General features: G+C 68.8%; 28 protein-coding genes. 2 read left to right on the top strand and 26 right to left on the bottom strand.

Annotated elements, in window-relative coordinates; translation table 11 throughout:
- Window positions 1–68: 68 nt before the first annotated feature.
- The 20 genes from G6N19_RS13710 to G6N19_RS13615 form a co-directional block, all read right to left on the bottom strand.
- Window positions 69–320 carry a hypothetical protein gene (locus tag G6N19_RS13710; RefSeq protein ID WP_193465122.1) on the bottom strand — a complete coding sequence of 84 codons (252 nt, stop codon included), beginning with the start codon at window positions 318–320 and terminating at the stop codon, window positions 69–71.
- Window positions 321–335: 15 nt separating this feature from the next.
- Window positions 336–542 carry a hypothetical protein gene (locus G6N19_RS13705; protein WP_193465124.1) on the bottom strand — a complete coding sequence of 69 codons (207 nt, stop codon included), beginning with the start codon at window positions 540–542 and terminating at the stop codon, window positions 336–338.
- A gap of 21 nt (window positions 543–563) precedes the next feature.
- A complete protein-coding gene (locus G6N19_RS21625) occupies window positions 564–779 on the bottom strand; it encodes a hypothetical protein (protein WP_193465123.1) in 216 nt (71 codons plus the stop codon).
- A gap of 148 nt (window positions 780–927) precedes the next feature.
- The gene (locus G6N19_RS13695; protein WP_193465122.1) at window positions 928–1,179 is read right to left on the bottom strand and encodes a hypothetical protein; all 252 of its coding nucleotides are present in this window, start codon (window positions 1,177–1,179) and stop codon (window positions 928–930) included.
- A 15-nt stretch (window positions 1,180–1,194) separates the two neighbouring features.
- Window positions 1,195–1,716 carry a hypothetical protein gene (locus G6N19_RS13690; RefSeq protein ID WP_193465121.1) on the bottom strand — a complete coding sequence of 174 codons (522 nt, stop codon included), beginning with the start codon at window positions 1,714–1,716 and terminating at the stop codon, window positions 1,195–1,197.
- 68 nt (window positions 1,717–1,784) lie between these two features.
- Window positions 1,785–2,003 (bottom strand): hypothetical protein, encoded by a 219-nt coding sequence (locus tag G6N19_RS13685; protein ID WP_109560648.1) that lies wholly within the window; start codon window positions 2,001–2,003, stop codon window positions 1,785–1,787.
- Window positions 2,003–5,941, bottom strand: a complete 3,939-nt coding sequence (locus G6N19_RS21620; protein WP_193465120.1) for a PGRS repeat-containing protein — start codon at window positions 5,939–5,941, stop codon at window positions 2,003–2,005. The genes G6N19_RS13685 and G6N19_RS21620 overlap by 1 nt, the downstream gene beginning before the upstream one ends.
- A 272-nt stretch (window positions 5,942–6,213) precedes the next feature.
- Window positions 6,214–6,657 carry a 50S ribosomal protein L15 gene (rplO, locus tag G6N19_RS13675; protein ID WP_041318643.1) on the bottom strand — a complete coding sequence of 148 codons (444 nt, stop codon included), beginning with the start codon at window positions 6,655–6,657 and terminating at the stop codon, window positions 6,214–6,216.
- Entirely contained in the window at window positions 6,657–6,845 is a 189-nt protein-coding gene (gene rpmD / locus G6N19_RS13670; RefSeq protein ID WP_013830241.1) for a 50S ribosomal protein L30, read from the bottom strand. The genes rplO and rpmD overlap by 1 nt, the downstream gene beginning before the upstream one ends.
- 2 nt (window positions 6,846–6,847) lie before the next feature.
- The gene (gene rpsE / locus G6N19_RS13665; protein ID WP_085975778.1) at window positions 6,848–7,543 is read right to left on the bottom strand and encodes a 30S ribosomal protein S5; all 696 of its coding nucleotides are present in this window, start codon (window positions 7,541–7,543) and stop codon (window positions 6,848–6,850) included.
- Between the two features lie 46 nt (window positions 7,544–7,589).
- Window positions 7,590–7,958 (bottom strand): 50S ribosomal protein L18, encoded by a 369-nt coding sequence (gene rplR / locus G6N19_RS13660; protein ID WP_193466396.1) that lies wholly within the window; start codon window positions 7,956–7,958, stop codon window positions 7,590–7,592.
- 41 nt (window positions 7,959–7,999) lie between these two features.
- Window positions 8,000–8,539, bottom strand: a complete 540-nt coding sequence (gene rplF / locus G6N19_RS13655) for a 50S ribosomal protein L6 (protein ID WP_013830244.1) — start codon at window positions 8,537–8,539, stop codon at window positions 8,000–8,002.
- A 13-nt stretch (window positions 8,540–8,552) separates the two neighbouring features.
- Complete coding sequence (rpsH, locus tag G6N19_RS13650) at window positions 8,553–8,951, bottom strand: 30S ribosomal protein S8 (RefSeq protein ID WP_013830245.1); 399 nt, start codon at window positions 8,949–8,951, stop codon at window positions 8,553–8,555.
- A gap of 19 nt (window positions 8,952–8,970) precedes the next feature.
- Window positions 8,971–9,156 (bottom strand): type Z 30S ribosomal protein S14, encoded by a 186-nt coding sequence (locus G6N19_RS13645; RefSeq protein WP_013830246.1) that lies wholly within the window; start codon window positions 9,154–9,156, stop codon window positions 8,971–8,973.
- 4 nt (window positions 9,157–9,160) lie between these two features.
- Window positions 9,161–9,724, bottom strand: a complete 564-nt coding sequence (gene rplE, locus G6N19_RS13640) for a 50S ribosomal protein L5 (protein ID WP_013830247.1) — start codon at window positions 9,722–9,724, stop codon at window positions 9,161–9,163.
- A gap of 2 nt (window positions 9,725–9,726) precedes the next feature.
- A complete protein-coding gene (gene rplX / locus G6N19_RS13635; RefSeq protein WP_013830248.1) occupies window positions 9,727–10,044 on the bottom strand; it encodes a 50S ribosomal protein L24 in 318 nt (105 codons plus the stop codon).
- The gene (gene rplN, locus G6N19_RS13630) at window positions 10,045–10,413 is read right to left on the bottom strand and encodes a 50S ribosomal protein L14 (RefSeq protein ID WP_013830249.1); all 369 of its coding nucleotides are present in this window, start codon (window positions 10,411–10,413) and stop codon (window positions 10,045–10,047) included. It lies immediately after the preceding gene.
- Between the two features lie 380 nt (window positions 10,414–10,793).
- The gene (locus G6N19_RS13625) at window positions 10,794–11,651 is read right to left on the bottom strand and encodes a formylglycine-generating enzyme family protein (protein WP_013830250.1); all 858 of its coding nucleotides are present in this window, start codon (window positions 11,649–11,651) and stop codon (window positions 10,794–10,796) included.
- 20 nt (window positions 11,652–11,671) lie between these two features.
- On the bottom strand, window positions 11,672–14,020 hold the full coding sequence (locus tag G6N19_RS13620; RefSeq protein WP_041318647.1) for an arylsulfatase: 2,349 nt from the start codon (window positions 14,018–14,020) through the stop codon (window positions 11,672–11,674).
- A 69-nt stretch (window positions 14,021–14,089) separates the two neighbouring features.
- Complete coding sequence (locus G6N19_RS13615) at window positions 14,090–15,004, bottom strand: LysR family transcriptional regulator (protein ID WP_193465119.1); 915 nt, start codon at window positions 15,002–15,004, stop codon at window positions 14,090–14,092.
- Between the two features lie 448 nt (window positions 15,005–15,452).
- On the opposite strand from G6N19_RS13615, the gene G6N19_RS21615 reads away from it, so the two are divergent.
- Together G6N19_RS21615 and eccE are read left to right on the top strand one after the other, a co-directional pair.
- Complete coding sequence (locus G6N19_RS21615; protein WP_193465118.1) at window positions 15,453–16,496, top strand: hypothetical protein; 1,044 nt, start codon at window positions 15,453–15,455, stop codon at window positions 16,494–16,496.
- Between the two features lie 156 nt (window positions 16,497–16,652).
- Entirely contained in the window at window positions 16,653–17,864 is a 1,212-nt protein-coding gene (gene eccE, locus G6N19_RS13605) for a type VII secretion protein EccE (protein ID WP_013830255.1), read from the top strand.
- A gap of 15 nt (window positions 17,865–17,879) precedes the next feature.
- Here eccE and rpsQ read toward each other — a convergent pair whose 3' ends face one another.
- From rpsQ to rpsS, 6 genes are read right to left on the bottom strand one after another with little or no spacing between them, the layout of a single operon-like run.
- Window positions 17,880–18,197, bottom strand: a complete 318-nt coding sequence (rpsQ, locus tag G6N19_RS13600) for a 30S ribosomal protein S17 (RefSeq protein ID WP_013830256.1) — start codon at window positions 18,195–18,197, stop codon at window positions 17,880–17,882.
- Window positions 18,197–18,439, bottom strand: a complete 243-nt coding sequence (gene rpmC / locus G6N19_RS13595) for a 50S ribosomal protein L29 (RefSeq protein ID WP_013830257.1) — start codon at window positions 18,437–18,439, stop codon at window positions 18,197–18,199. The genes rpsQ and rpmC overlap by 1 nt, the downstream gene beginning before the upstream one ends.
- Window positions 18,439–18,855, bottom strand: coding sequence for a 50S ribosomal protein L16 (rplP, locus tag G6N19_RS13590; protein ID WP_013830258.1), 417 nt, complete (start codon window positions 18,853–18,855; stop codon window positions 18,439–18,441). Before rplP ends, rpmC begins: the two co-directional genes overlap by 1 nt.
- A 3-nt stretch (window positions 18,856–18,858) precedes the next feature.
- Window positions 18,859–19,716, bottom strand: a complete 858-nt coding sequence (gene rpsC, locus G6N19_RS13585) for a 30S ribosomal protein S3 (protein WP_193465117.1) — start codon at window positions 19,714–19,716, stop codon at window positions 18,859–18,861.
- Window positions 19,716–20,318 (bottom strand): 50S ribosomal protein L22, encoded by a 603-nt coding sequence (gene rplV / locus G6N19_RS13580; protein ID WP_193465116.1) that lies wholly within the window; start codon window positions 20,316–20,318, stop codon window positions 19,716–19,718. Before rplV ends, rpsC begins: the two co-directional genes overlap by 1 nt.
- Entirely contained in the window at window positions 20,315–20,596 is a 282-nt protein-coding gene (rpsS, locus tag G6N19_RS13575; RefSeq protein WP_006245110.1) for a 30S ribosomal protein S19, read from the bottom strand. Before rpsS ends, rplV begins: the two co-directional genes overlap by 4 nt.
- Between the last annotated feature and the right edge of the window lie 5 nt (window positions 20,597–20,601).

Genomic DNA, 20,601 nt, shown 5'->3' with positions numbered 1-20,601 from the left:
ACCACCATCGCCACCATCACCGCCAGCACCCTGAACACCATCAAAACCACTAGCGGCACCCGAGGCCGTCAAACCACCCGTGCCCCCAGCACCCCCATCACCACCAGCACCACCATCCTGACCAACACCACCAGCCACCCCAGCCTGCGTCGAATCCTCACCATCAGCACCCGTGGCACCATCCCCACCCCGACCACCAGCACCACCAGAACCAGCGACACCATCAACACCACTGGCCGCCTGCACGCCACCAGCCCCGACACCACCGGCACCACCGGCGGCGGCATTACCCCCATTGCCACCCGTGCCACCGGTGCCACCGGCCTCACCGGCGTTCACCCCATCAACACCCCGAGCACCCGTCGACCCGTCACCACCGGAACCACCATTGCCACCAACACCACTGGCACCCAGGTCGCCGGCGACACCATCAGCACCCGAACTCGCCTGACCATTGAGGCCACTACCCCCGGCACCACCGTGGCCGGCCGCACCCCCAGCACCCCCGGCACCACCGGAACCACCAACCGCACCATCACCACCAGAAGTACCCGCCACCGCACTCACATCAGCCGCAGCGTCATACCCATCACCACCATCACCACCACGACCACCGGTACCACCGGTACCACCATTGCCCCAGCACCACCTACACCACCAACACCCTGGGTGCCATCGGTGGAACCATGACCGGCCGCACCACCATTGCCCCCAGCACCACCATCACTGCCGGCACCACCAGCCTGACCCGTGCCCCCAGCACCACCAGCAGTCGCCACCGACGTCGCCGTCCCATCGACGCCGTCTCACCGTCGGTGCCGACTCCACCGGCAACCCCATCAAACCCGCGACCACCCACACCACCATCGCCACCATCACCGCCAGCACCCTGAACACCATCAAAACCACTAGCGGCACCCGAGGCCGTCAAACCACCCGTGCCCCCAGCACCCCCATCACCACCAGCACCACCATCCTGACCAACACCACCAGCCACCCCAGCCTGCGTCGAATCCTCACCATCAGCACCCGTGGCACCATCCCCACCCCGACCACCAGCACCACCAGAACCAGCGACACCATCAACACCACTGGCCGCCTGCACGCCACCAGCCCCGACACCACCGGCACCACCGGCGGCGGCATTACCCCCATTGCCACCCGTGCCACCGGTGCCACCGGCCTCACCGGCGTTCACCCCATCAACACCCCGAGCACCCGTCGACCCGTCACCACCGGAACCACCATTGCCACCAACACCACCGGCACCCAGGTCGCCGGCGACACCATCAGCACCCGAACTCGCCTGACCATTGAGGCCACTACCCCCGGCACCACCGGCCGCCGCACCCCAGCACCCCCGGCACCACCGGAACCACCAACCGCACCATCACCACCAGAAGTACCCGCCACCGCACTCACATCAGCCGCAGCGTCATACCCATCACCACCATCACCACCACGACCACCGGTACCACCGGTACCACCATTGCCCCCAGCACCACCTACACCACCAACACCCTGGGTGCCATCGGTGGAACCATGACCGGCCGCACCACCATTGCCCCCAGCACCACCATCACTGCCGGCACCACCAGCCTGACCCGTGCCCCCAGCACCACCAGCAGTCGCCACCGACGTCGCCGTCCCATCGACGCCGTCCTCACCGTCGGTGCCGACTCCACCGGCAACCCCATCAAACCCGCGACCACCCACACCACCATCGCCACCATCACCGCCAGCACCCTGAACACCATCAAAACCACTAGCGGCACCCGAGGCCGTCAAACCACCCGTGCCCCCAGCACCCCCATCACCACCAGCACCACCATCCTGACCAACACCACCAGCCACCCCAGCCTGCGTCGAATCCTCACCATCAGCACCCGTGGCACCATCCCCACCCCGACCACCAGCACCACCAGAACCAGCGACACCATCAACACCACTGGCCGCCTGCACGCCACCAGCCCCGACACCACCGGCACCACCGGCGGCGGCATTACCCCATTGCCACTGTGCCACTGGTGCCACTGGCCTCACCGGCGTTCACCCCATCAACACCCCGAGCACCCGTCGACCCGTCACCACCGGAACCACCATTGCCACCAACACCACCGGCACCCAGGTCGCCGGCGACACCATCAGCACCCGAACTCGCCTGACCATTGAGGCCACTACCCCCGGCACCACCGTGGCCGGCCGCACCCCCAGCACCCCCGGCACCACCGGAACCACCAACCGCACCATCACCACCAGAAGTACCCGCCACCGCACTCACATCAGCCGCAGCGTCATACCCATCACCACCATCACCACCACGACCACCGGTACCACCGGTACCACCATTGCCCCCAGCACCACCTACACCACCAACACCCTGGGTGCCATCGGTGGAACCATGACCGGCCGCACCACCATTGCCCCCAGCACCACCATCACTGCCGGCACCACCAGCCTGACCCGTGCCCCCAGCACCACCAGCAGTCGCCACCGACGTCGCCGTCCCATCGACGCCGTCCTCACCGTCGGTGCCGACTCCACCGGCAACCCCATCAAACCCGCGACCACCCACACCACCATCGCCACCATCACCGCCAGCACCCTGAACACCATCAAAACCACTAGCGGCACCCGAGGCCGTCAAACCACCCGTGCCCCCAGCACCCCCATCACCACCAGCACCACCATCCTGACCAACACCACCAGCCACCCCAGCCTGCGTCGAATCCTCACCATCAGCACCCGTGGCACCATCCCCACCCCGACCACCAGCACCACCAGAACCAGCGACACCATCAACACCGTCACCGGCGCCTCCGGTGCCGCCCTTCCCGGCATTGCCGCCGTTCCCGCCGGCTCCGCCGGTCTGGCCATCAGCACCCGCGGTCATACCGGCCTCACCGGTTGCACCGGCGGCGCCATTGCCACCGGAACCGCCTACGCCGCCGGTGCCCAACAGGCTGCCGTCCCCGCCAAGGCCGCCGTTGCCGCCGGCGGTGCCCGGCGCCGCGTTCGGATCACTGGCGGCGTCGTAGCCGTCGCCCCCGTCACCGCCGTTGCCCTGTTGACCGGACGGGCCGTTGCCGGCCGTGCCGTCCGAACCGGGTGTCGAGCCGGATCCACCGCTACCGGCTGCGCCGGCGTGACCGACCGCACCGCCATCGCCGCCGTTGCCGGCATCGGGATGCGTGGCGATCCCGTCGGCGCCACGGCCGCCGTCGGCGGCCACCCCGGCGTCGCCGCCGTTGCCGCCGCTGCCACCGGCGCCCTGGCTGCCGGCGGTTGCGCCGTTGATGCCCGCGCCGCCGGCACCGCCGTCGCCGCCCTGACCGCCGGCGGCGCCGCTTCCGCCCGCGCCACCGTTCCCGCCGTTGCCGGTGCCCGCGTTGTCGAACGTGCCGACCGCACCCTGCACACCGTCACCGCCGTTGCCGCCGTTGCCGCCGTTGGCTCCGGCACCGCCCTGGCCGCCGTGATGACCGGCGCCCGAGCCGGTACCGCCGTTGCCGCCGGTGCCACCCGACTGGCCGGCGACGCCGTCGCCGCCGGCCTCGCCCGGCTGGGTACCCGAGCCGCCGTTGGCGCCGCTGAACCCTGCGGTGCCGTCGCCGCCATCGCCGCCGTTGCCGCTGCCGATGGCGTCACCGCCATTGCCGCCACTGCCGCCGTTGGCGCCTCCGTCGCCGCCGTCGGCGCCGTCGCCCTGCACGGCGCCGCCATCCCCGCCGTCACCGCCGTCACCGCCGGTGCCGGTGCCCTGCCCGGCGCCGCCGTTTCCGCCGGCCCCACCGTTACCGACCTGGGTGCCACCGTCACCGCCGGCGCCGCCGTTTCCGCCGTCGGCATCGTCACCACCGCCTCCGCCGTGGCCGCCGGCCCCGCCGTTGCCGATGGTTCCGCCGCTGCCACCGGCTCCGCCGGCGCCGCCGGACACTCCGGGTGTTGTCGAGGTGAAGCCGTCGCCGCCGTTACCGCCGTGGGTTTCGGTGGGTGCCGGACCGGATCCGTCGGCCCCGCCGCTGCCCGCGACTCCGGTGCCCGTGGATCCGCCGGTGCCGGCTGCGCCGCCGGCACCGCCCGCTCCGGCGGTGCCGGCATCGCCGGCGTTACCGCCGGCGCCGCCATCCACATGGTTCGCGTCGCCGTCGGCGCCATCACCGCCGGCACCACCGGCTGCGGCGTTGCCTCCGGCGCCGCCGTCGCCGCCGTTGCCATTGCTGCCGGCCGCCCCGGCCGGCGAGGTCGCCGCGCCTCCGTTACCCCCGGCACCACCGGCGCCGCCGGTCCCCCCGTTTCCTCCGGCTTGTCCGTCGGTGCCCGCGTCGCCGGCGTTGGCGCCGTCGGCTCCGGCCAGTCCGGCGACCCCATCACCGCCCCGCCCGCCATCGCCGGCATTACCGCCGTCTCCTCCGGTCGCACCGGTACCGCCCGCGCCACCGCTGCCACCGGCACCGCCGCTGCCGCCGGACGTGCCCGGCGCCGCACCGGCGGCGAGCGCGTCATATCCGGCTCCGCCATTGCCGCCGATACCTCCGGCGCCACCGGTGCCGTCGGCTGCGCGGGTGGTGCCGTCGGCTTCCAATCCGCCCTGACCGCCGTTGCCGCCGGCGCCGCCGTTGCCCCCGGCGGTTCCGTTCGGGTTGGTGGCGGTGCCGTCGATGCCGTCGATGCCGTCGCCGCCGTTGCCCCCGTTGCCGCCGGCCCCGGCGTGGCCGTCGGCGCCGTCGGCGGCAACCACCCCGTCGCCGCCCACACCACCGGCGCCACCGCGCCCGGCATTCCCGCCGTTGCCGCCGCTGATTCCGGCGGCGCCATTCGGGTCGACAGCCGTCCCGTCGGTCCCGGCCGCGCCGTCGGCGCCATCACCGCCGTCCTTGCCGTCTCCGCCGACACCGCCGGCCCCGGCCGTGCCGTTCGTACCCGCGGCACCGGATCCACCGAACAACCACGCGCCCGCCCCGCCAGCGCCGGCCTGTCCACCGGCGCCGCCGTTGCCACCGGCGCCGCCGTTACTTCCGTTGCCGCCATTGCCGTCTCCGCCGCCGGCGAAGGAGCCCTCGGCACCGTCGAAGCCGCTGCCGCCCGCGCCGCCCCCGCCACCGGCACCGCCGGCGCCGCCGTTACCGCCGATGCCGAGCCACGTCGAACCGGCCCCGCCGTCGCCGCCTTTACCGCCCGCCGTGCCCGTACCGCCGTCGCCACCAGCCACCCCGGCGGCCGAGGAGTCCGCACCGTCGGCGCCGTTCAGACCCGCGCCACCCTTGCCGCCGTTGCCCCCGTTGCCCCACGCACCCATGCCGAAGAAGTCTTGGGCCTGACCCGAGGACCCGCCGTTGCCACCGTCCCCAGCCACCAGCGTCGCCGTCGCAGCGCCACCGGCTCCGCCATCGCCGCCGTGGCCCCACATCTCGCCACCGTGACCGCCGTTACCACCATCGGCACCCAGACCGCCGGCGCCACCATCACCACCGTTGCCGATACCGCCGGCGTGGCCGCCGTTACCGCCGGCTACACCCTCGATGTCCGAGGTCCAGCCGTTACCGCCGTCGCCGAACCAGAGCCCACCGGCCTGGCCGTTCACGCTGCTCTCGGTGCCGTCGGCGCCGTTGCAGATCATCCCGCAGAAGTTCTCGGTGAACGGCGCGAAGATCTGGTTGATCACGCCATTGACCTGCGACCCGAAGTCAGAGTTGATCCAGTCCTGCAAAAGTGCATGCAGCGGCATGTAGAAGTAGGTGTCCCACAGCTGGGCGATCTCCATCCCAGTCGCATCAGCCGAATCGGGCAGATCCCAGGCCGAGCCGATCCACTCGGACGTCAGTGCTTGAGAGTCGGGTTCCAGACCGAACCAGCCCAGAAAATCGTCGAACTCGAAGTCCGCACGGGCCTCCGGCGCGGCCGCCAGTGGAGTCATCCCGAATGCCAGGAACGCCGCCACGGCGCTGCCCGCTCCCACGGCACGGCGAGAGGCGCCGGCGCGCCCCCCGGTAGAACCTGAACGCAGCCGACGCCTCATATGCCCAACGCCTTCCCAGCAGACCGACCCCGGACGAGTGAGTCCCGTCACTCACATTACGTTATATAAGGCTGTGAGATGCATAGCAAGCACTCAATTTACGCCTGCGTCAAATCCCCGTGCCCCGGACAAAAAATCGCACCCCATCTGGTGAAATGGGGTGCGATCGGGGTAGCGTCTTTTCCTGAAAAGCCTTACAGTTCGGTGGCTGTGCCCCCGGCCGCGGTGATCTTGTCGCGGGCGCTACCGCTGAACTTGTGCGCGGTGACGTCGGCCTTGACGGTCAGCTTGCCGTCGCCGAGCACCTTGACCAGCGTGTTCTTGCGGACCGCACCCTTGGCCACCAGTTCGTCGACGCCGATGGCGCCGCCGTCCGGGAACAACCGGTTGATGTCGCCGACGTTGACGACCTCGTACTCGGTGCGGAACCGGTTGCGGAAGCCCTTCAGCTTGGGCAGCCGCATGTGGATCGGCATCTGCCCGCCCTCGAACCGGACCGGCACGTTCTTGCGGGCCTTGGTGCCCTTGGTGCCGCGGCCGGCGGTCTTACCCTTGGAGCCCTCACCGCGACCGACGCGGGTGCGCTTGGTCTTCGACCCGGGCGCGGGGCGCAGGTCGTGCAGCTTGATAGGCGTCATCATTCCTCCCCGGCCTGTTCAACTTCTACGAGGTGGTGGACAACCCGGATCAGACCACGGGTCTGGGGGTTGTCCTCACGCACCACCGACTGGCGGATCTTGCGCAGGCCCAGCGTGCGCAGGCTCTCGCGCTGATTCCAGCGGGCACCGATGGTGCCGCGGACCTGGGTGATCTTCAGATTTGCCATGGTTATGCCGTGCCTTCCCGGGCGGCGCTGGCGGCGAGCGACTCGCTCTCCCGCCGGGCCTTGAGCATCGCGGCCGGCGCCACGTCTTCGATGGGCAGACCGCGCCGGGCCGCCACCTCTTCGGGACGCTGCAGCATCTTCAGCGCGGCCACGGTGGCGTGCACCACGTTGATCGCGTTGTCGCTGCCCAGCGACTTGGACAGGATGTCGTGCACCCCGGCGCATTCCAGCACCGCACGCACCGCACCGCCGGCGATCACACCGGTACCGGGGCTGGCCGGGCGCAGTAACACCACACCGGCGGCCGCCTCGCCCTGGACGGGGTGGGTGATGGTGCCGCGGATCAACGGCACCCGGAAGAAGCTCTTGCGGGCCTCCTCGACACCCTTGGCGATCGCGGCCGGGACCTCCTTGGCCTTGCCGTAGCCGACCCCGACCATGCCCTTGCCGTCACCGACGATCACCAGCGCGGTGAAGCTGAACCGGCGGCCACCCTTGACAACCTTGGACACCCGGTTGATCGCGACGACGCGCTCGAGGTAGTTGCTCTTGTCGCCGTCCCGGCCGTCCCGGCCGCCGCGGCCGCCGTCGCGGCCACCACGTCCGCCTCGGTTGTCACGATTGTCACGCCCGTCGGTACGGGGGGCGCTGCCCGTGTCGGGACCTGCCGAGGAGGCCCCTGTCGGCTGCTCCGCCATCATGCGGTCCTTCCAGTCATGTTCATCAAGTCAGTCATCCGGCGCATCAGAACTTCAACCCGCCCTCGCGCGCCGCGTCGGCCAATGCCGCGATCCGTCCACCGTAGGTGTAGCCGCCGCGGTCGAACACCACGGTCTGCACGCCGGCGGCCTTGGCGCGCTCGGCGATCAGCTGGCCGACCCGCACACTGTGTGCCTTCTTGTCGCCGTCCACACCGCGCACGTCGGCCTCGATCGAGGACGCCGCGGCCAGCGTGTGACCGGCCAGGTCGTCGACCAACTGGACGTGAATGTGCCGCGACGAGCGGTGCACCACCAGGCGGGGACGCTCGGGGGTGCCGGCGATCTTCTTGCGCAGCCGCGCGTGCCGACGCACCCGGTGCGTGCGCCGGGCCTCCGAGACGCTCTGCCCGATGGGCTTGCGCGCCCCGGTGCCTGCTTCTGATTGCGCCATGACTACTTACCTGTCTTTCCGACCTTGCGGCGAACCTGCTCACCCTCGTAGCGCACGCCCTTGCCCTTGTAGGGGTCGGGACGGCGCAGGCGGCGGATGTTCGCCGAGATCTGACCGACCTTCTGCTTGTCGATGCCCGAGATCGAGAACTTGGTGGGCGTCTCCACCGCGAAGGTGATGCCCTCCGGGGCCTTGATCAGCACCGGGTGGCTGTAGCCCAGTGCGAACTCGAGGTCGGAGCCCTTGAGTGCCACACGGTAACCGACGCCGAAGATCTCCATCTTGCGGACGTAGCCCTCGGAGACGCCGGTGATCAGGTTCGCCACCAGGGTGCGGCTCAGGCCGTGCAGCGACCGGTTACGCCGGTCGTCGTCGGGCCGGGTCACCACGATGGCGCCGTCGTCGTTGCGGGCGACGTTGATCGGCTCGGCCACCGTGAGCTCCAGGGTGCCCTTGGGCCCCTTGACCGACACGTTCTGACCATCGATGGTCACGTCGACCCCGGCGGGAACCGGGACCGGCTGCTTACCAATACGCGACATGTCTGCTACTCCCTCACCACACGTACGCGAGGACTTCGCCGCCCACGCCCTGCCTGGCCGCCTGACGGTCGGTGAGCAGACCCGAAGACGTGGAGATGATCGCCACGCCCAGGCCGCCGAGCACCCGCGGCAGGTTGGTCGACTTCGCGTAGACCCGCAGACCGGGCTTGGACACCCGGCGCAGACCGGCGAGGCTGCGCTCCCGGTTCGGGCCGTACTTCAGGTTGACCACCAGCGCCTTGCCCACCCGGGCGTCTTCGACGTGGTAGTCGGTGATGTAACCCTCGCGCTTGAGGATCTCGGCGATGTTGGCCTTGATCTTCGAGTGCGGCAGGGTCACCTCGTCGTGATACGCCGAGTTGGCGTTGCGCAGACGGGTCAAGAAGTCCGCGATCGGGTCCGTCATGGTCATTTAGGCTGCTCCTCCACCCTCACCAGCTGCTCTTCTGCACACCGGGCAGCTCGCCGGCGTGCGCCATTTCGCGCAGGCAGATTCGGCACAGGCCGAACTTCCGGAGCACCGCGCGCGGACGGCCGCACTTGTTGCAGCGGGTGTAGGCGCGCACCGCGAACTTGGGCTTGCGGGCCGCCTTGTTAATCAACGCCTTCTTCGCCATCAGGTCACTTCTCCTTGAACGGAAAGCCGAGTGCCCGCAGCAGCGCTCGTCCTTCGTCGTCGTTCGTCGCCGAGGTGACGACGGTGATGTTCATTCCACGCGGGCGGTCGATGGAGTCGACGTCGATCTCGTGGAACATCGACTGCTCGGCCAGCCCGAAGGTGTAGTTGCCGGAGCCGTCGAACTGCTTGGGCGACAGCCCCCGGAAGTCGCGGATACGCGGCAGCGCGATCGAGGTGAGCCGGTCGAGGAACTCCCACATCCGGTCACCGCGCAGCGTCACCCGGGCACCGATCGGCATGCCCTCGCGCAGCTTGAACTGAGCGATCGACAGCCGGGCCTTGCGGATCTCCGGACGCTGGCCGGTGATCAGCGCCAGGTCACTGACCGCGTTGTTGATCAGTTTGGCGTCGCGGGCGGCTTCGCCGACGCCCATGTTCACCACGACCTTCACCACGCCCGGGATCTGCATCACGTTGGCGTAGTTGAACTCGTTGTTCAGCGCGTCGCGGATCTCTTCGCGGTATTTCACCTTCAGCCGGGGCTGAATCTTCTCTGCCGTCGTCATCTCTAGATGTCCTTGCCGTTGCGCTTGGAGACGCGAACCTTCTTGCCGGACTCCTCGTCCACCCGGTAGCCGACCCGGGTGGGCTTGCCGTCGGAGTCGACGACCATCACGTTCGAGACGTGGATCGGGGCTTCCTGCGTGACGATCCCGCCCGAGGAGGCGCCGGCCTGGTTGGCCGAGTTCGCGACGTGCTTCTTGATCCGGTTGACGCCCTGGACCAGCACCCGGTTGCGGGCCGGGTAGGCCTGCAGGACCTTGCCCTTGGCGCCCTTGTCCTTGCCGGCGATGACCAGCACGGTGTCGCCCTTGTGGACCTTCATCTACAGCACCTCCGGGGCCAGCGAGACGATCTTCATGAACCGCTTCTCCCGCAGCTCGCGGCCGACCGGCCCGAAGATGCGGGTTCCGCGCGGGTCGTTGTCGGCCTTGATGATCACGGCCGCGTTCTCGTCGAACTTGATGTAGCTGCCGTCGGCGCGGCGACGCTCCTTGACGGTGCGCACCACGACGGCCTTGACGATGTCACCCCGCTTGACGTTGCCGCCGGGGATGGCGTCCTTGACGGTCGCGACGATGACATCACCGATGCCGGCGTAGCGCCGCGACGAGCCGCCGAGCACCCGGATGCACAAGATCTCCTTGGCGCCGGTGTTGTCGGCGACCTTCAACCGCGATTCCTGCTGAATCACCAGATCTCCTCAATAATCGGGACGACGCGCGGCATGACGAGTCGCATGCCGGAATCTCCCCGGTCGTGCATGGTCTTCTTATCGCCGAAGGGCACGCGGGGCCAGCTTGCGCTGGCCGAGGTCTGCCCTCGGCAACCCCTAGAGCTTAGGTGACGGACCGCCCTGCACCAAATCGCTCGCCCCTTCCTCCGCGAGCGAGCAATGTGCCCCCGATCCGACACTGCGTGTCGAGACCGGATTCCCGCACTCCCGCGCCCCGGGACGCACTGGCTTCCATCACTGGGGTCGAGCCAGCCGAGCCGTGAACGTGCGCGTTCCCGGTCCGCGCGCGGCATGTCGGACCGGGGACGCGCCCACTCGCGCAGGGGTTACTCCACTGGTCAGTCCGCCGCGCAGCGAAACCCGATGTGGCTGGTTGCGGTGTCCTGTGACTGCGGGGAGCGTGCCGCGGCCCGGTAGCGGTGGCAGTACGCCGGCGCGCACAGGTGCGATCCGCCCTTGAGGGTCTGGCTGACGCCCGGGTCGGCGGGGCCGTCCGGCGCGCAACAAGACTTGGGCGCTGCGTCCAGGCGGTGATGGCCGCAGAACTCGGTGGTGGTCCACTCCCAGACGTTGCCGATCATGTCCAGCAGCCCCCAGTCGTTGGGCGGGAAACTGCCCACCGAGGAGGTTCCGGACCAGCCCAGCGCGCCGTCGTTGCGGTAGGGAAAGGCGCCCTGCCAGGTGTTGGCCATCAGTTCCCCGCCCGGCTTCTCCTCCTCGCCCCAGGGGTAGGTGCTGGACGTGCCGGCGCGGGCGGCGTACTCCCATTCGGCTTCGGCGGGCAGCCGCCGCCCGGCCCAGCGGGCGTAGCCGGCCGCATCGGGGTAGGCGACCTGGACCACCGGGTGATCCGGCTTGTGCTCGATGGTGCTGTGCGGACCGAGCGGATGCCGCCAACTCGCGCCGGGCACCCACTGCCACCACTGCCGCCAGTCGCGCAGATCAACCGGCCCGGCGGTCGGGGTGAAGACCAGGGCGCCCGGCTCGGCGGCATACACCGGGTCGGGTTCCTGCTCGGCGACGGTCACATACCCGGTTGCGGCGACAAATTCGGCGAACTGGGCATTGGTCACCGGATGCCGCTCGATCGCGAACGCGGCCACGGCCACGGTGTGGATCGGCGCCTCTTCGGGATAGAAGCTCGTCGACCCCATCCGGAAGACACCGCCGGGGATACCGACGAGTTCTGTCAGCATCGCATCAATCCCGCGGCCACTCAGTCCCGCGAGAAAGCCGCTGCCAGACTCGCTTTCACATCGAGGTAGGGCTCACCGCTGACGTCGACGGCGACCTCGGCGATGGTCCCGCCGGTGAAGCCGAACGGCGCCCGGTACGCCGAGGACACCGCCTGGCCGGTATTGCGCCCGACGCTCACCCCGCCACCCGCCAGCGCGAACGCTGCCGGCTGGGTGATCATGTCGGGCAGCGTCGCGGCCACCGTGTCGTCGATGTAGAGCGCAGCCTCCCCGACCGGCGTGTGACTACCCTCGACGGTGCCGCGGCGATCAAAACGCACCCCGAAAACATGCTGCCCCAACGGAATCGGGTCAGGCGATGACAACCACTGTTCGCGCTCACCCAGGAAGTTGTAGACGTAGTGCAGTCGACCACCCTGGACGAACAGCGCATGGCCGCCGTGGCGTGCTCCATGCTTGAACAACACACCCTCGGCATCGGCGGATTCCACCACGACGCGGGCCAGCACCGAGAACGAGCGGCCGCGCAGTTCCACGCATGCCCCCATCGGCACCTCGGCGGTGTGCGGATAGTAGGTGTAGCTGGTGCGGTCACGGGACAGGTACGGCCGCTGCCGGCTCGTCATCTCGAAGATGTTGAGGTCGGCCAGCGGCAGCCCGTTGTATTTCTCCGCCTCGGCGAACCACATCGCCTGGAGTTCCTCGAGTTTCTCTGGATGTTCAGCGGCCAGGTCACGGCATTGACTGCGATCCTCGGCGAGGTTGTAGAGCTCCCAGCGGTCAGTGTCGAAGTGGCCCCACCCGGACGGGGTCGCGGCGTGCACGGTATTGGCGAACCAGCCCCGGTGCCAGATCCCGCGAGTGCCGAGCATCGTGTAGAACTGGGTGTGTTTTCCGGTGTCGGCGTTCGGATCTTGCAACGCAGCTTTGAAACTGACACCTTCCAGTGGCCGCTGGGTGATGCCGCGGACGGTGTCGGGCGGGGTGATACCGATCAGGTCATAGACCGTCGGCGTCACATCGCACACGTTGACGTAGGTGTCGCGCACCTCACCGCGAGCAGCGATTCCCTTGGGCCAGCTCACGATCGCGGGATCGGCGATACCGCCCTCGTGTGATGCGTAGCGCTTGTAGAGCTTGTAGGGCGTGTTGAACGCCATCGCCCACCCGACCGGGTAGTGGTTGTAGGTCTCCGGTGTGCCCAGCTCGTCGAAGAGTTTCATCGCCTCCTCGACGGTGTCGATGTAGCCGTTGAAGAACTTGTTCTCATTCGGCGACCCGTTGGGCCCGCCTTCGCCGCTGGCCCCGTTGTCGGAGATCACCACCACGATGGTGTTGTCGAGTTGTCCGGATTCCTCGAGGTAGTCCAGGATCCGGCCGATCTGGGCGTCGGTGTAGCTCTGGAACCCGGCGAACACCTCTGCCATCCGGGCGAAGAGCCGCTTTTCGTCGGCGTCCAGGCTCTCCCACGGGCGCACGGTGTCCAGCGCGGGCCACGGCTGGCCGTCAACACCGGTGACATCGGCGTAGGGGTTGACCTCGGAGAGCTCGGTGTCCGGCGGCACCAGGCCCAGCTTCTTCTGGTTGGCCAGCACAATCTCCCGGTACTGCTCGTAACCCATGTCGAACCGTCCGGCGTAGCGATCAGCCCATTCGGTGAAGACGTGGTGCGGGGCGTGACCGGCGCCCGGGCAGACGTAGCCGAACCAGGGCTTGCCCGGCGCGATCGTCTGGGCGTCGCGGATGAATTCGATTGTCTTGTCGGCGATGTCCTTGGACAGGTGGTAGCCGTCTTCGGGTGTCGCCGGTGGCGCGACGGGGTGGTTGTCGTGGATCAGGTCCGGGTACCACTGGTTTGTCTCACCGCCCATGAACCCGTAGAACCGTTCGAATCCGCGCTGGGTGGGCCAGTGCCGTCTGGTGCTGGCCATGTTGGACTCTTCCAGCGGGGTCAGGTGCCACTTGCCGACGCAGAAGGTGTTCCAGCCGCGTTCGGCGAGAACCTCACTCAGCAACGCGGTTTCGAAGGGGATGCGCCCGCTGCAGTTGGGGAATCCGTCGGTGAACTCCTCGATGGTGGCCATGCCGACACTGGTGGCGTTGCGGCCGGTGAGCAGCGCCGCTCGGGTCGGGGAGCACAGCGCGGTGGTGTGGAACTGAGAAAGCCGGACGCCGCGTTCGGCGATCCGGCTCATCGCCGGCATCTCCACCAGCCCACCGAAGCAGTCCCAGGTGGCGATGCCGGTGTCATCCCAGACCAGGTAGAGCACATTGGGTGCGCCCTCGGCGGCGGTCGGCGCGGCGAACGGCCCCCAGTCCGGTTCGGAATCTCGGATGTCGAGATCGATCTTGCCCTGAAAATCCACTATCGCTCACTCCGTTGTCAGCCCCCCGGATCGGGTGAGAGCCTACCGACCCGGTGAGGCCGCAACGGGCTTTCACACCGCAGAGCGCTCCCGCCGGCCGGACATCTCGGGCTGCCCGGCACCGGTCGACAGCAGCTCGCCGAGGAATGCGGCAGCCGCCGGCGAGGGCGCCCGCTCCCCCGGAGTGATCAGCGCCAATTCGCGCGGGATCACCGGGTCGGTCGCCACCGCGACGATGTGCTCGGACTTCGCCACCAGCGCCGGCGGCAGCAGTGCGATACCCAGGCCGGCGGCGACCAGGTCGACCAGATCGTCGGGCGTGTTGGATTCCGCGCAGATGTTCCGCTCGAAGCCGAGTTCGGCGCAGCTGCTGTCGATGTGCATTCGAGTCCGCAGCTCGGCCCGGCGTTCGACGAAGTCGCGCTGCTGCAGGTCGGTCAGGGCGACGGTGCCGGTGCCGGCGAGCGGGTCGTCGTGTCGTACCGCCAGCACCAGGTGCTCGGCGCCCAGTGACAGTTCCTTGACGCGACTGCCGTCGAAGGGTCGGCTGACGAAGGCGAGGTCCAGCCCGCCGTCGGCGGTCGCCTGCACCAGCGTGTCGATGGGATCGTGACGCAGCGTGATCTCGATGCGCGGGAAGCTCCGGTGATACCGCGTCAGCAGCGCGGGCAGGTCGACGGTTCCCAGCCCCTGGATCACCCCGATGCGCAACTGCCCGGACAACAACCCCCGGACCGCGTCGACGGCGGCACGCGCCCGCTCTGCGGCGGCCAGCGCATGCTGCGCGTCCGGCAACAATGCCTGCCCGGCGGTGGTCAGGTCGACGCGACGATTGTTTCGCACCAGCAGCGCGGTACCGAGCTCGGCTTCCAAACCGCTGATCGAGGCCGAAAGGGTGGACTGCACCACGTGGACTTTCGCTGCCGCCCGGGTGAAGTGCAACTCTTCGGCCACGGCGACGAAGTGTTTCAGCTGGCGCAGTTCCATAGCGATCAGTGTGCAGCTCGCCTCGGATCGGTCAAACCGAAAGTTCCATTCCGCCAACAGGATTACTTTGATTCCGCTGAGACCAAGCTAGGGCAAATGCTTATTCTAACCACAAGTTAGCTGCCCCAAGGACTTACATCGCCAGCTTCACGTGCGTCAATCGATGACAGCGATTCTCTACATTGAGATTAACTGTTGAAAGATCCGCTAGCAGGGGTGGTGGCCGCGGTCGGGAGCCGTTAGCGTCTGACGAGGATGCCGAGGGGGACTCAGCCAGCGTCCCGGGCGTCCGGACATACGTTGTCGCCCACCATTATTGATGCGCCGCGTTCGCGTCGCGGTCTACTGTGCGCGGACGCCGGGTGATTGGCGATGTTCACCGGCGCCCGGGCGAGTTCAAGGGTGAACTCATGCCCGGGAATATCAAAGACGGAAGGAACGCACCCAAATGAATCGTCGGATCATATTATCGGTCGGTGGTGCCACCGCCGGACTACTCACGACCACAATCCTGCCCGCAACGATCGCTTCTGCCGACAACGGTGTCGGCGCGGCGGGGGACATCGGCAGCACCGCGATGCCGGTCGGCCTGACGAGCAGCACGGCGGGAACGGGCGGCACGGCGCCGCTCGGCGACGTCGGCACGCTCAGCCCGGACGCGAACGCACCCGAGCTCGGCGGCCTCGGCGCGCTGACATCCGCACCGGACGCGACCAGCCCGCAGCCGATCGGTGATACCGGTGGCTTGCCGGTCACCGGTGCGCCGGACGCCACCCCCGGTGGCACACCTGACATCACTTCCGGTGACCTGACGTCCACTGCTGCGACGCCCGGCGCCGGTGACAGCTTCACCATCGGTGACACCACCTTCAACCCCGTCCAGACCGACGGTTCGGAGGGCTTCACCCCGCTCAGCCCGCTGTTCAGCGCCCCGCCACTGTTCCAGGTGGCCGAGGGCGATCAGTCGTTCGATATCACCAGCGGCAGCGGGACCGACGCCACCGACCTCGGCAGCGTCACGGCCAGCGAGAACGTCACGAACCTGTTCGGCGGTATCCACAACACACAGTTCACGATCACCGACGTTGACCCGGCCAGTGACGCCACCGCCTCGGACCTTCCCACCGTCGGCACGGTGTATGACGTCATGAACTTCGGCAACGGATTCGCGAATATCTACACCGACATCCCGGGATCGGAGGGTGCCGCCAACTCCATCACCGACACCCTGGTGACCCCGTTCGGCGACTTCGACATCCCGACCGATTTCGATGCGGCCGGACTGCTCGATCCGGGTGACGCGTTCAGCGGGGTGTCCGCGTTGGGGGCCGATGCCGCCGACGCAGCCGGCGGCGCGGCAGCCGATGCGGCCGGTGGCGCCGCCGACGCGGCCGCCGGCGGCGCAGCGGACGCCGCCGCCGGCGCAGCCGATGCCGCCGGCGCCACCGATATCGCGAGCATGTTCGATCCGCTGAGCTTCCTGGGCTTCTGAGCAAGCGCTCGTTGCCGCCGGAGCGCTCGGCCGGCCCGGCATCCCAGGCCTCCAGCAGCCGGGGCCTGGGATGTTTGGGCCACGACCAGACCGGGAAACCCGGTCAGCGCGCAATTTCTGAACAATCTCCGGGGGGGTCATGAAGCAGGCGCAACGGTGAAAGCGCAGCACAGCTTTGGGCTGAATCTGTCCTGGTTGCGCGTGACGACGGTGTTCCTCATCGATCTCGCGATTCTGCGGCTCGCCGGCCATTGGCCCACCGAGCTCGGATCGCCGGCCCGCGCCTGGTGGCCGGGCGTCGGGGTCGCGGTAGTGGTGACGGCGGCTGCGCTGATCACCCACCGCCGGGTCCCGCTGACCTCGATAGTGCTGGCACGGGTTCTGGACCGCTTTGCCAATCCCGCGACGTTTCTCAACGAAGGCTGCACACCCGGCTTCGATCACCGCCGCCGCTACAGCCACGACGTCGTCGGCCTGCGCGAACACCGGGGCCAGTTGGTCACCGTGATCGCCGTGGCGCCGCCACCCGCTGCCTCGGGCCGCCACGCCCGCCGGCACCAGCCGCTGGGCGCGCTACCGGCGGGTCTGGCCGCCGCCGCCCTGCGGCAGTTCGACGTCCGCCTCGACGGCATCGACATCGTCTCGGTGCGAACGTGCGACACCACCTGCGACGCCACCTCCGACGGCGACACCGACACCGGCCCGGCCGAGGACGAGCAGGCACCGGCTGTCCCCGACACCGCCGGCCCCCGCGACACCTGGCTGATCCTGCGGATGGATCCGATGCGCAACGCCGAAGCGGTGGCGGTACGCGACTCGGTGGCGGCGACGCTGGCGGCGGCCACCGAGCGGCTCGCGCAGACCCTGCAGGAGCGACACATCGTCACCCGAGTACTACCGGCCGAGGAGTTCGGCCAGGTCGACGCGACGGTGCTGGCCGGGCTCCAGCCCACCCGGATCCGTCGGCGACGACGCCGGCTGAAGCAGAAGCACCGCAAGGGACCCAGGCAGTACGCGGCCACCTTCTGGATGTCGCCGCGCGACATCACCACGGCGAATCTGGAACAGCTCTGGCAGCGCGCGGCCGACACCACGGCCGTCACCGTCCGGCTCATAGCACAGCACAATCACACCGACGTGTCGGTGCTGGTGCGCTACCACACCGGCAGCCGGCTGCGCCGCAACATGTGGGCCGGATTGAACCGCCTCAACGGCCGGCAGTTGACTGCGCTGCGGACCAGCCTGCCGACGCCCATGCGCCGGACGCTGGCCGTGCCCGCCCGGCAGTTGGACGACCACGAGCCGCTGCAGGTGCCGCTCGGGCCCACCGCGCAGCAACCGCTCGCGCGGGTCAAACTCCCGGCTTGACCGGAAGACCGGCTGTTACTTGGCCTTCTCGAGGATCTCGACCAGTCGCCAGCGCTTCGTGGCCGACAGCGGGCGGGTCTCCATCAGCGACACCCGGTCGCCGATGCCGGCCGTGTTGTTCTCGTCGTGCGCCTTGACCTTCTTGGTGGTCCGGATGATCTTGCCGTAGAGCGGGTGCTTCACCCGGTCTTCCAGCTCGACGACGATGGTCTTCTCCATCTTGTCGCTGACCACGTAACCGATCTGGGTCTTGCGGCGGCCCCGCGGCTTCTCCGCGCGCGGAGTGTGCTTGGGGCCCTTCTCCGTGGCGTTAGCCTTTGCAGCCTGTGCCATTACGATGCCTCGCCTTCAGAACCATCGGGACCGGACGCCAGGCCCAGTTCCCGTTCGCGCAACACGGTGTAGATGCGCGCGATCTGGTGGCGCACCGTGCGGAGCCGACGGTTGTTGCTGAGCTGCCCGGTCGCCATCTGGAAACGCAGGTTGAACAGCTCCTCTTTGGACTCGCGCAGCCGCTCGACGAGCTCGTCGGCATTGAGCTCACGCAGTTCGCCGGCGGTAACTCCCACTGCCATCAGAACTGCTCCTCTCGGGTGACGATGCGCGCCTTGATCGGCAGCTTGTGGATCGCCCGGGTCAGTGCGGCGCGGGCGATGGCCTCGTTGGGGTAGCTCAGCTCGAACAGCACCCGGCCCGGCTTGACGTTGGCGACCCACCACTCCGGCGAGCCCTTACCCGAACCCATGCGGGTCTCGGCGGGCTTCTTGGTCAGCGGACGGTCCGGGAAGATGTTGATCCACACCTTGCCGCCACGCTTGATGTGCCGGTTGATGGCGATACGCGCCGACTCGATCTGCCGGTTGGTGACGTAGGCGTGCTCCAGTGCCTGGATGCCGTAGTCACCGAAGGTCACCGCGGTGCCGCCACTGGCGAGACCGCGCTGTTTCGGGTGATGCTGCTTGCGGTGCTTGACCTTGCGGGGAATCAACATGATTCAGCTCTCCGTGCTCTGCGTTGCCTGCGGCTCGGCGGCCGCAGCGCTTCCCTGGCCCTCGACGGCCGGTTCGGCAGCAGCGGTGCTCTCGGTGGTCTCGGCGGCCCGCCCGGCATCGGTGCTGGTCGCGGTGGTACCCGAGGCGCCGCTGCGGCGCGGGCGGGTGCCCGACGGCCGCTCCCGGCGGGGGCGGTCGGCGGACGGTGCGGCAGCGGCCAGCTCGCGCTTGCCACCGACGATGTCGCCCTTGTAGATCCAGACCTTCACACCGATCCGGCCGAAGGTGGTCTTGGCCTCGTAGAGGCCGTAGTCGATGTCGGCGCGCAGCGTGTGCAGCGGCACCCGACCCTCACGGTAGAACTCCGAGCGGCTCATCTCGGCGCCACCGAGCCGGCCCGAGCACTGCACCCGGATGCCCTTGACGTTGGGCTGGCGCATCGCCGACTGGATCGCCTTGCGCATCGCGCGGCGGAACGCCACGCGGTTGCTCAGCTGCTCGGCGACGCCCTGCGCCACCAGCTGCGCCTGCGACTCGGGGTTCTTCACCTCAAGGATGTTGAGCTGCACCTGCTTGCCGGTCAGCTTCTCCAGGTCGGCGCGGATCCGGTCGGCCTCGGTGCCGCGTCGGCCGATGACGATGCCCGGCCGGGCGGTGTGGATGTCCACGCGGACTCGATCACGGGTGCGCTCGATCTCGACGTCGGCGATACCGGCGCGCTCCAGCCCGGTCGACAGCAGCCGGCGGATCGCCACGTCCTCCTTGACGTAGTCCGCGTACTGCTTGTCGGCGTACCACCGCGACTTCCAGTCGGTGGTGATACCCAGCCGGAAGCCGTGCGGGTTGATCTTCTGGCCCATTACTGCGAGCCCTCCTTCGCGTCGGACGTCTCAGGCGCCTTCTTTGCTGCCGCCTTCTTGGCGGGCGCCTTCTTCGCCGCCGCTTTCTCGGTCGTCTTCTCGGCGGCCTTGGCCGCGGAAGCCTTCGTGGCCGGTGCCTTCTTGGCCGGCGCCGCGCCCTTCTCGGATCCCTTTTCGGAGGCGGCCTTGCTGGCCTGCGCACGACGCGCCCGCGCGGCACCGGCGGACCGCGCCGGACCGCCCTTGGACGGCCGGCTCTCCACCACGACCGTGATGTGGCTGGTGCGCCGGCGGATTCGGTAGGCACGCCCCTGGGCGCGCGGCTTGATCCGCTTGGCGGTCGGGCCCTCGTCGGCGTAGACGGTCGCCACCACCAGGGTGGACGGGTCCAGGCCGTTGTTGTTCTCGGCGTTGGCCGCCGCGCTGGCGATCACCTTGGCCACCGGCAGGCTGGCCTGCTGCGGCGCCCAGCGCAGGATGTCCAGTGCCTCGGACACCGACTTGCCGCGCACCAGGTCGATCACCCGGCGCGCCTTGCTGGCCGAGACCCGCACGAAGCGGGCCTTGGCGACAGCGGACGGAAATTCAGTCGTTACGGTCACCGGCGCTTAGCCTTCCGATCGTCCTTGATGTGTCCCTTGAAGGTGCGCGTCGGGGCGAATTCGCCGAGCTTGTGCCCGACCATCGACTCGGTGACGAATACCGGGACGTGCTTGCGGCCGTCGTGAACGGCGAACGTGTGCCCGATGAAGTCGGGGATGATCGTCGACCGACGCGACCAGGTCTTGATGACCTGCTTGGTGTTCTTCTCGTTCTGGACGTCGACCTTCTTGAGCAGATGGTCGTCGACGAACGGACCCTTCTTGAGGCTGCGTGGCATCGCTT

It is taken from the genome of Mycobacterium novum (genome assembly GCF_010726505.1).
GTDB lineage: Bacteria > Actinomycetota > Actinomycetes > Mycobacteriales > Mycobacteriaceae > Mycobacterium > Mycobacterium algericum.
The sequence above is the reverse complement of the archived record's forward strand: the minus strand, read 5'-3'. Positions and strand labels throughout refer to the sequence as shown.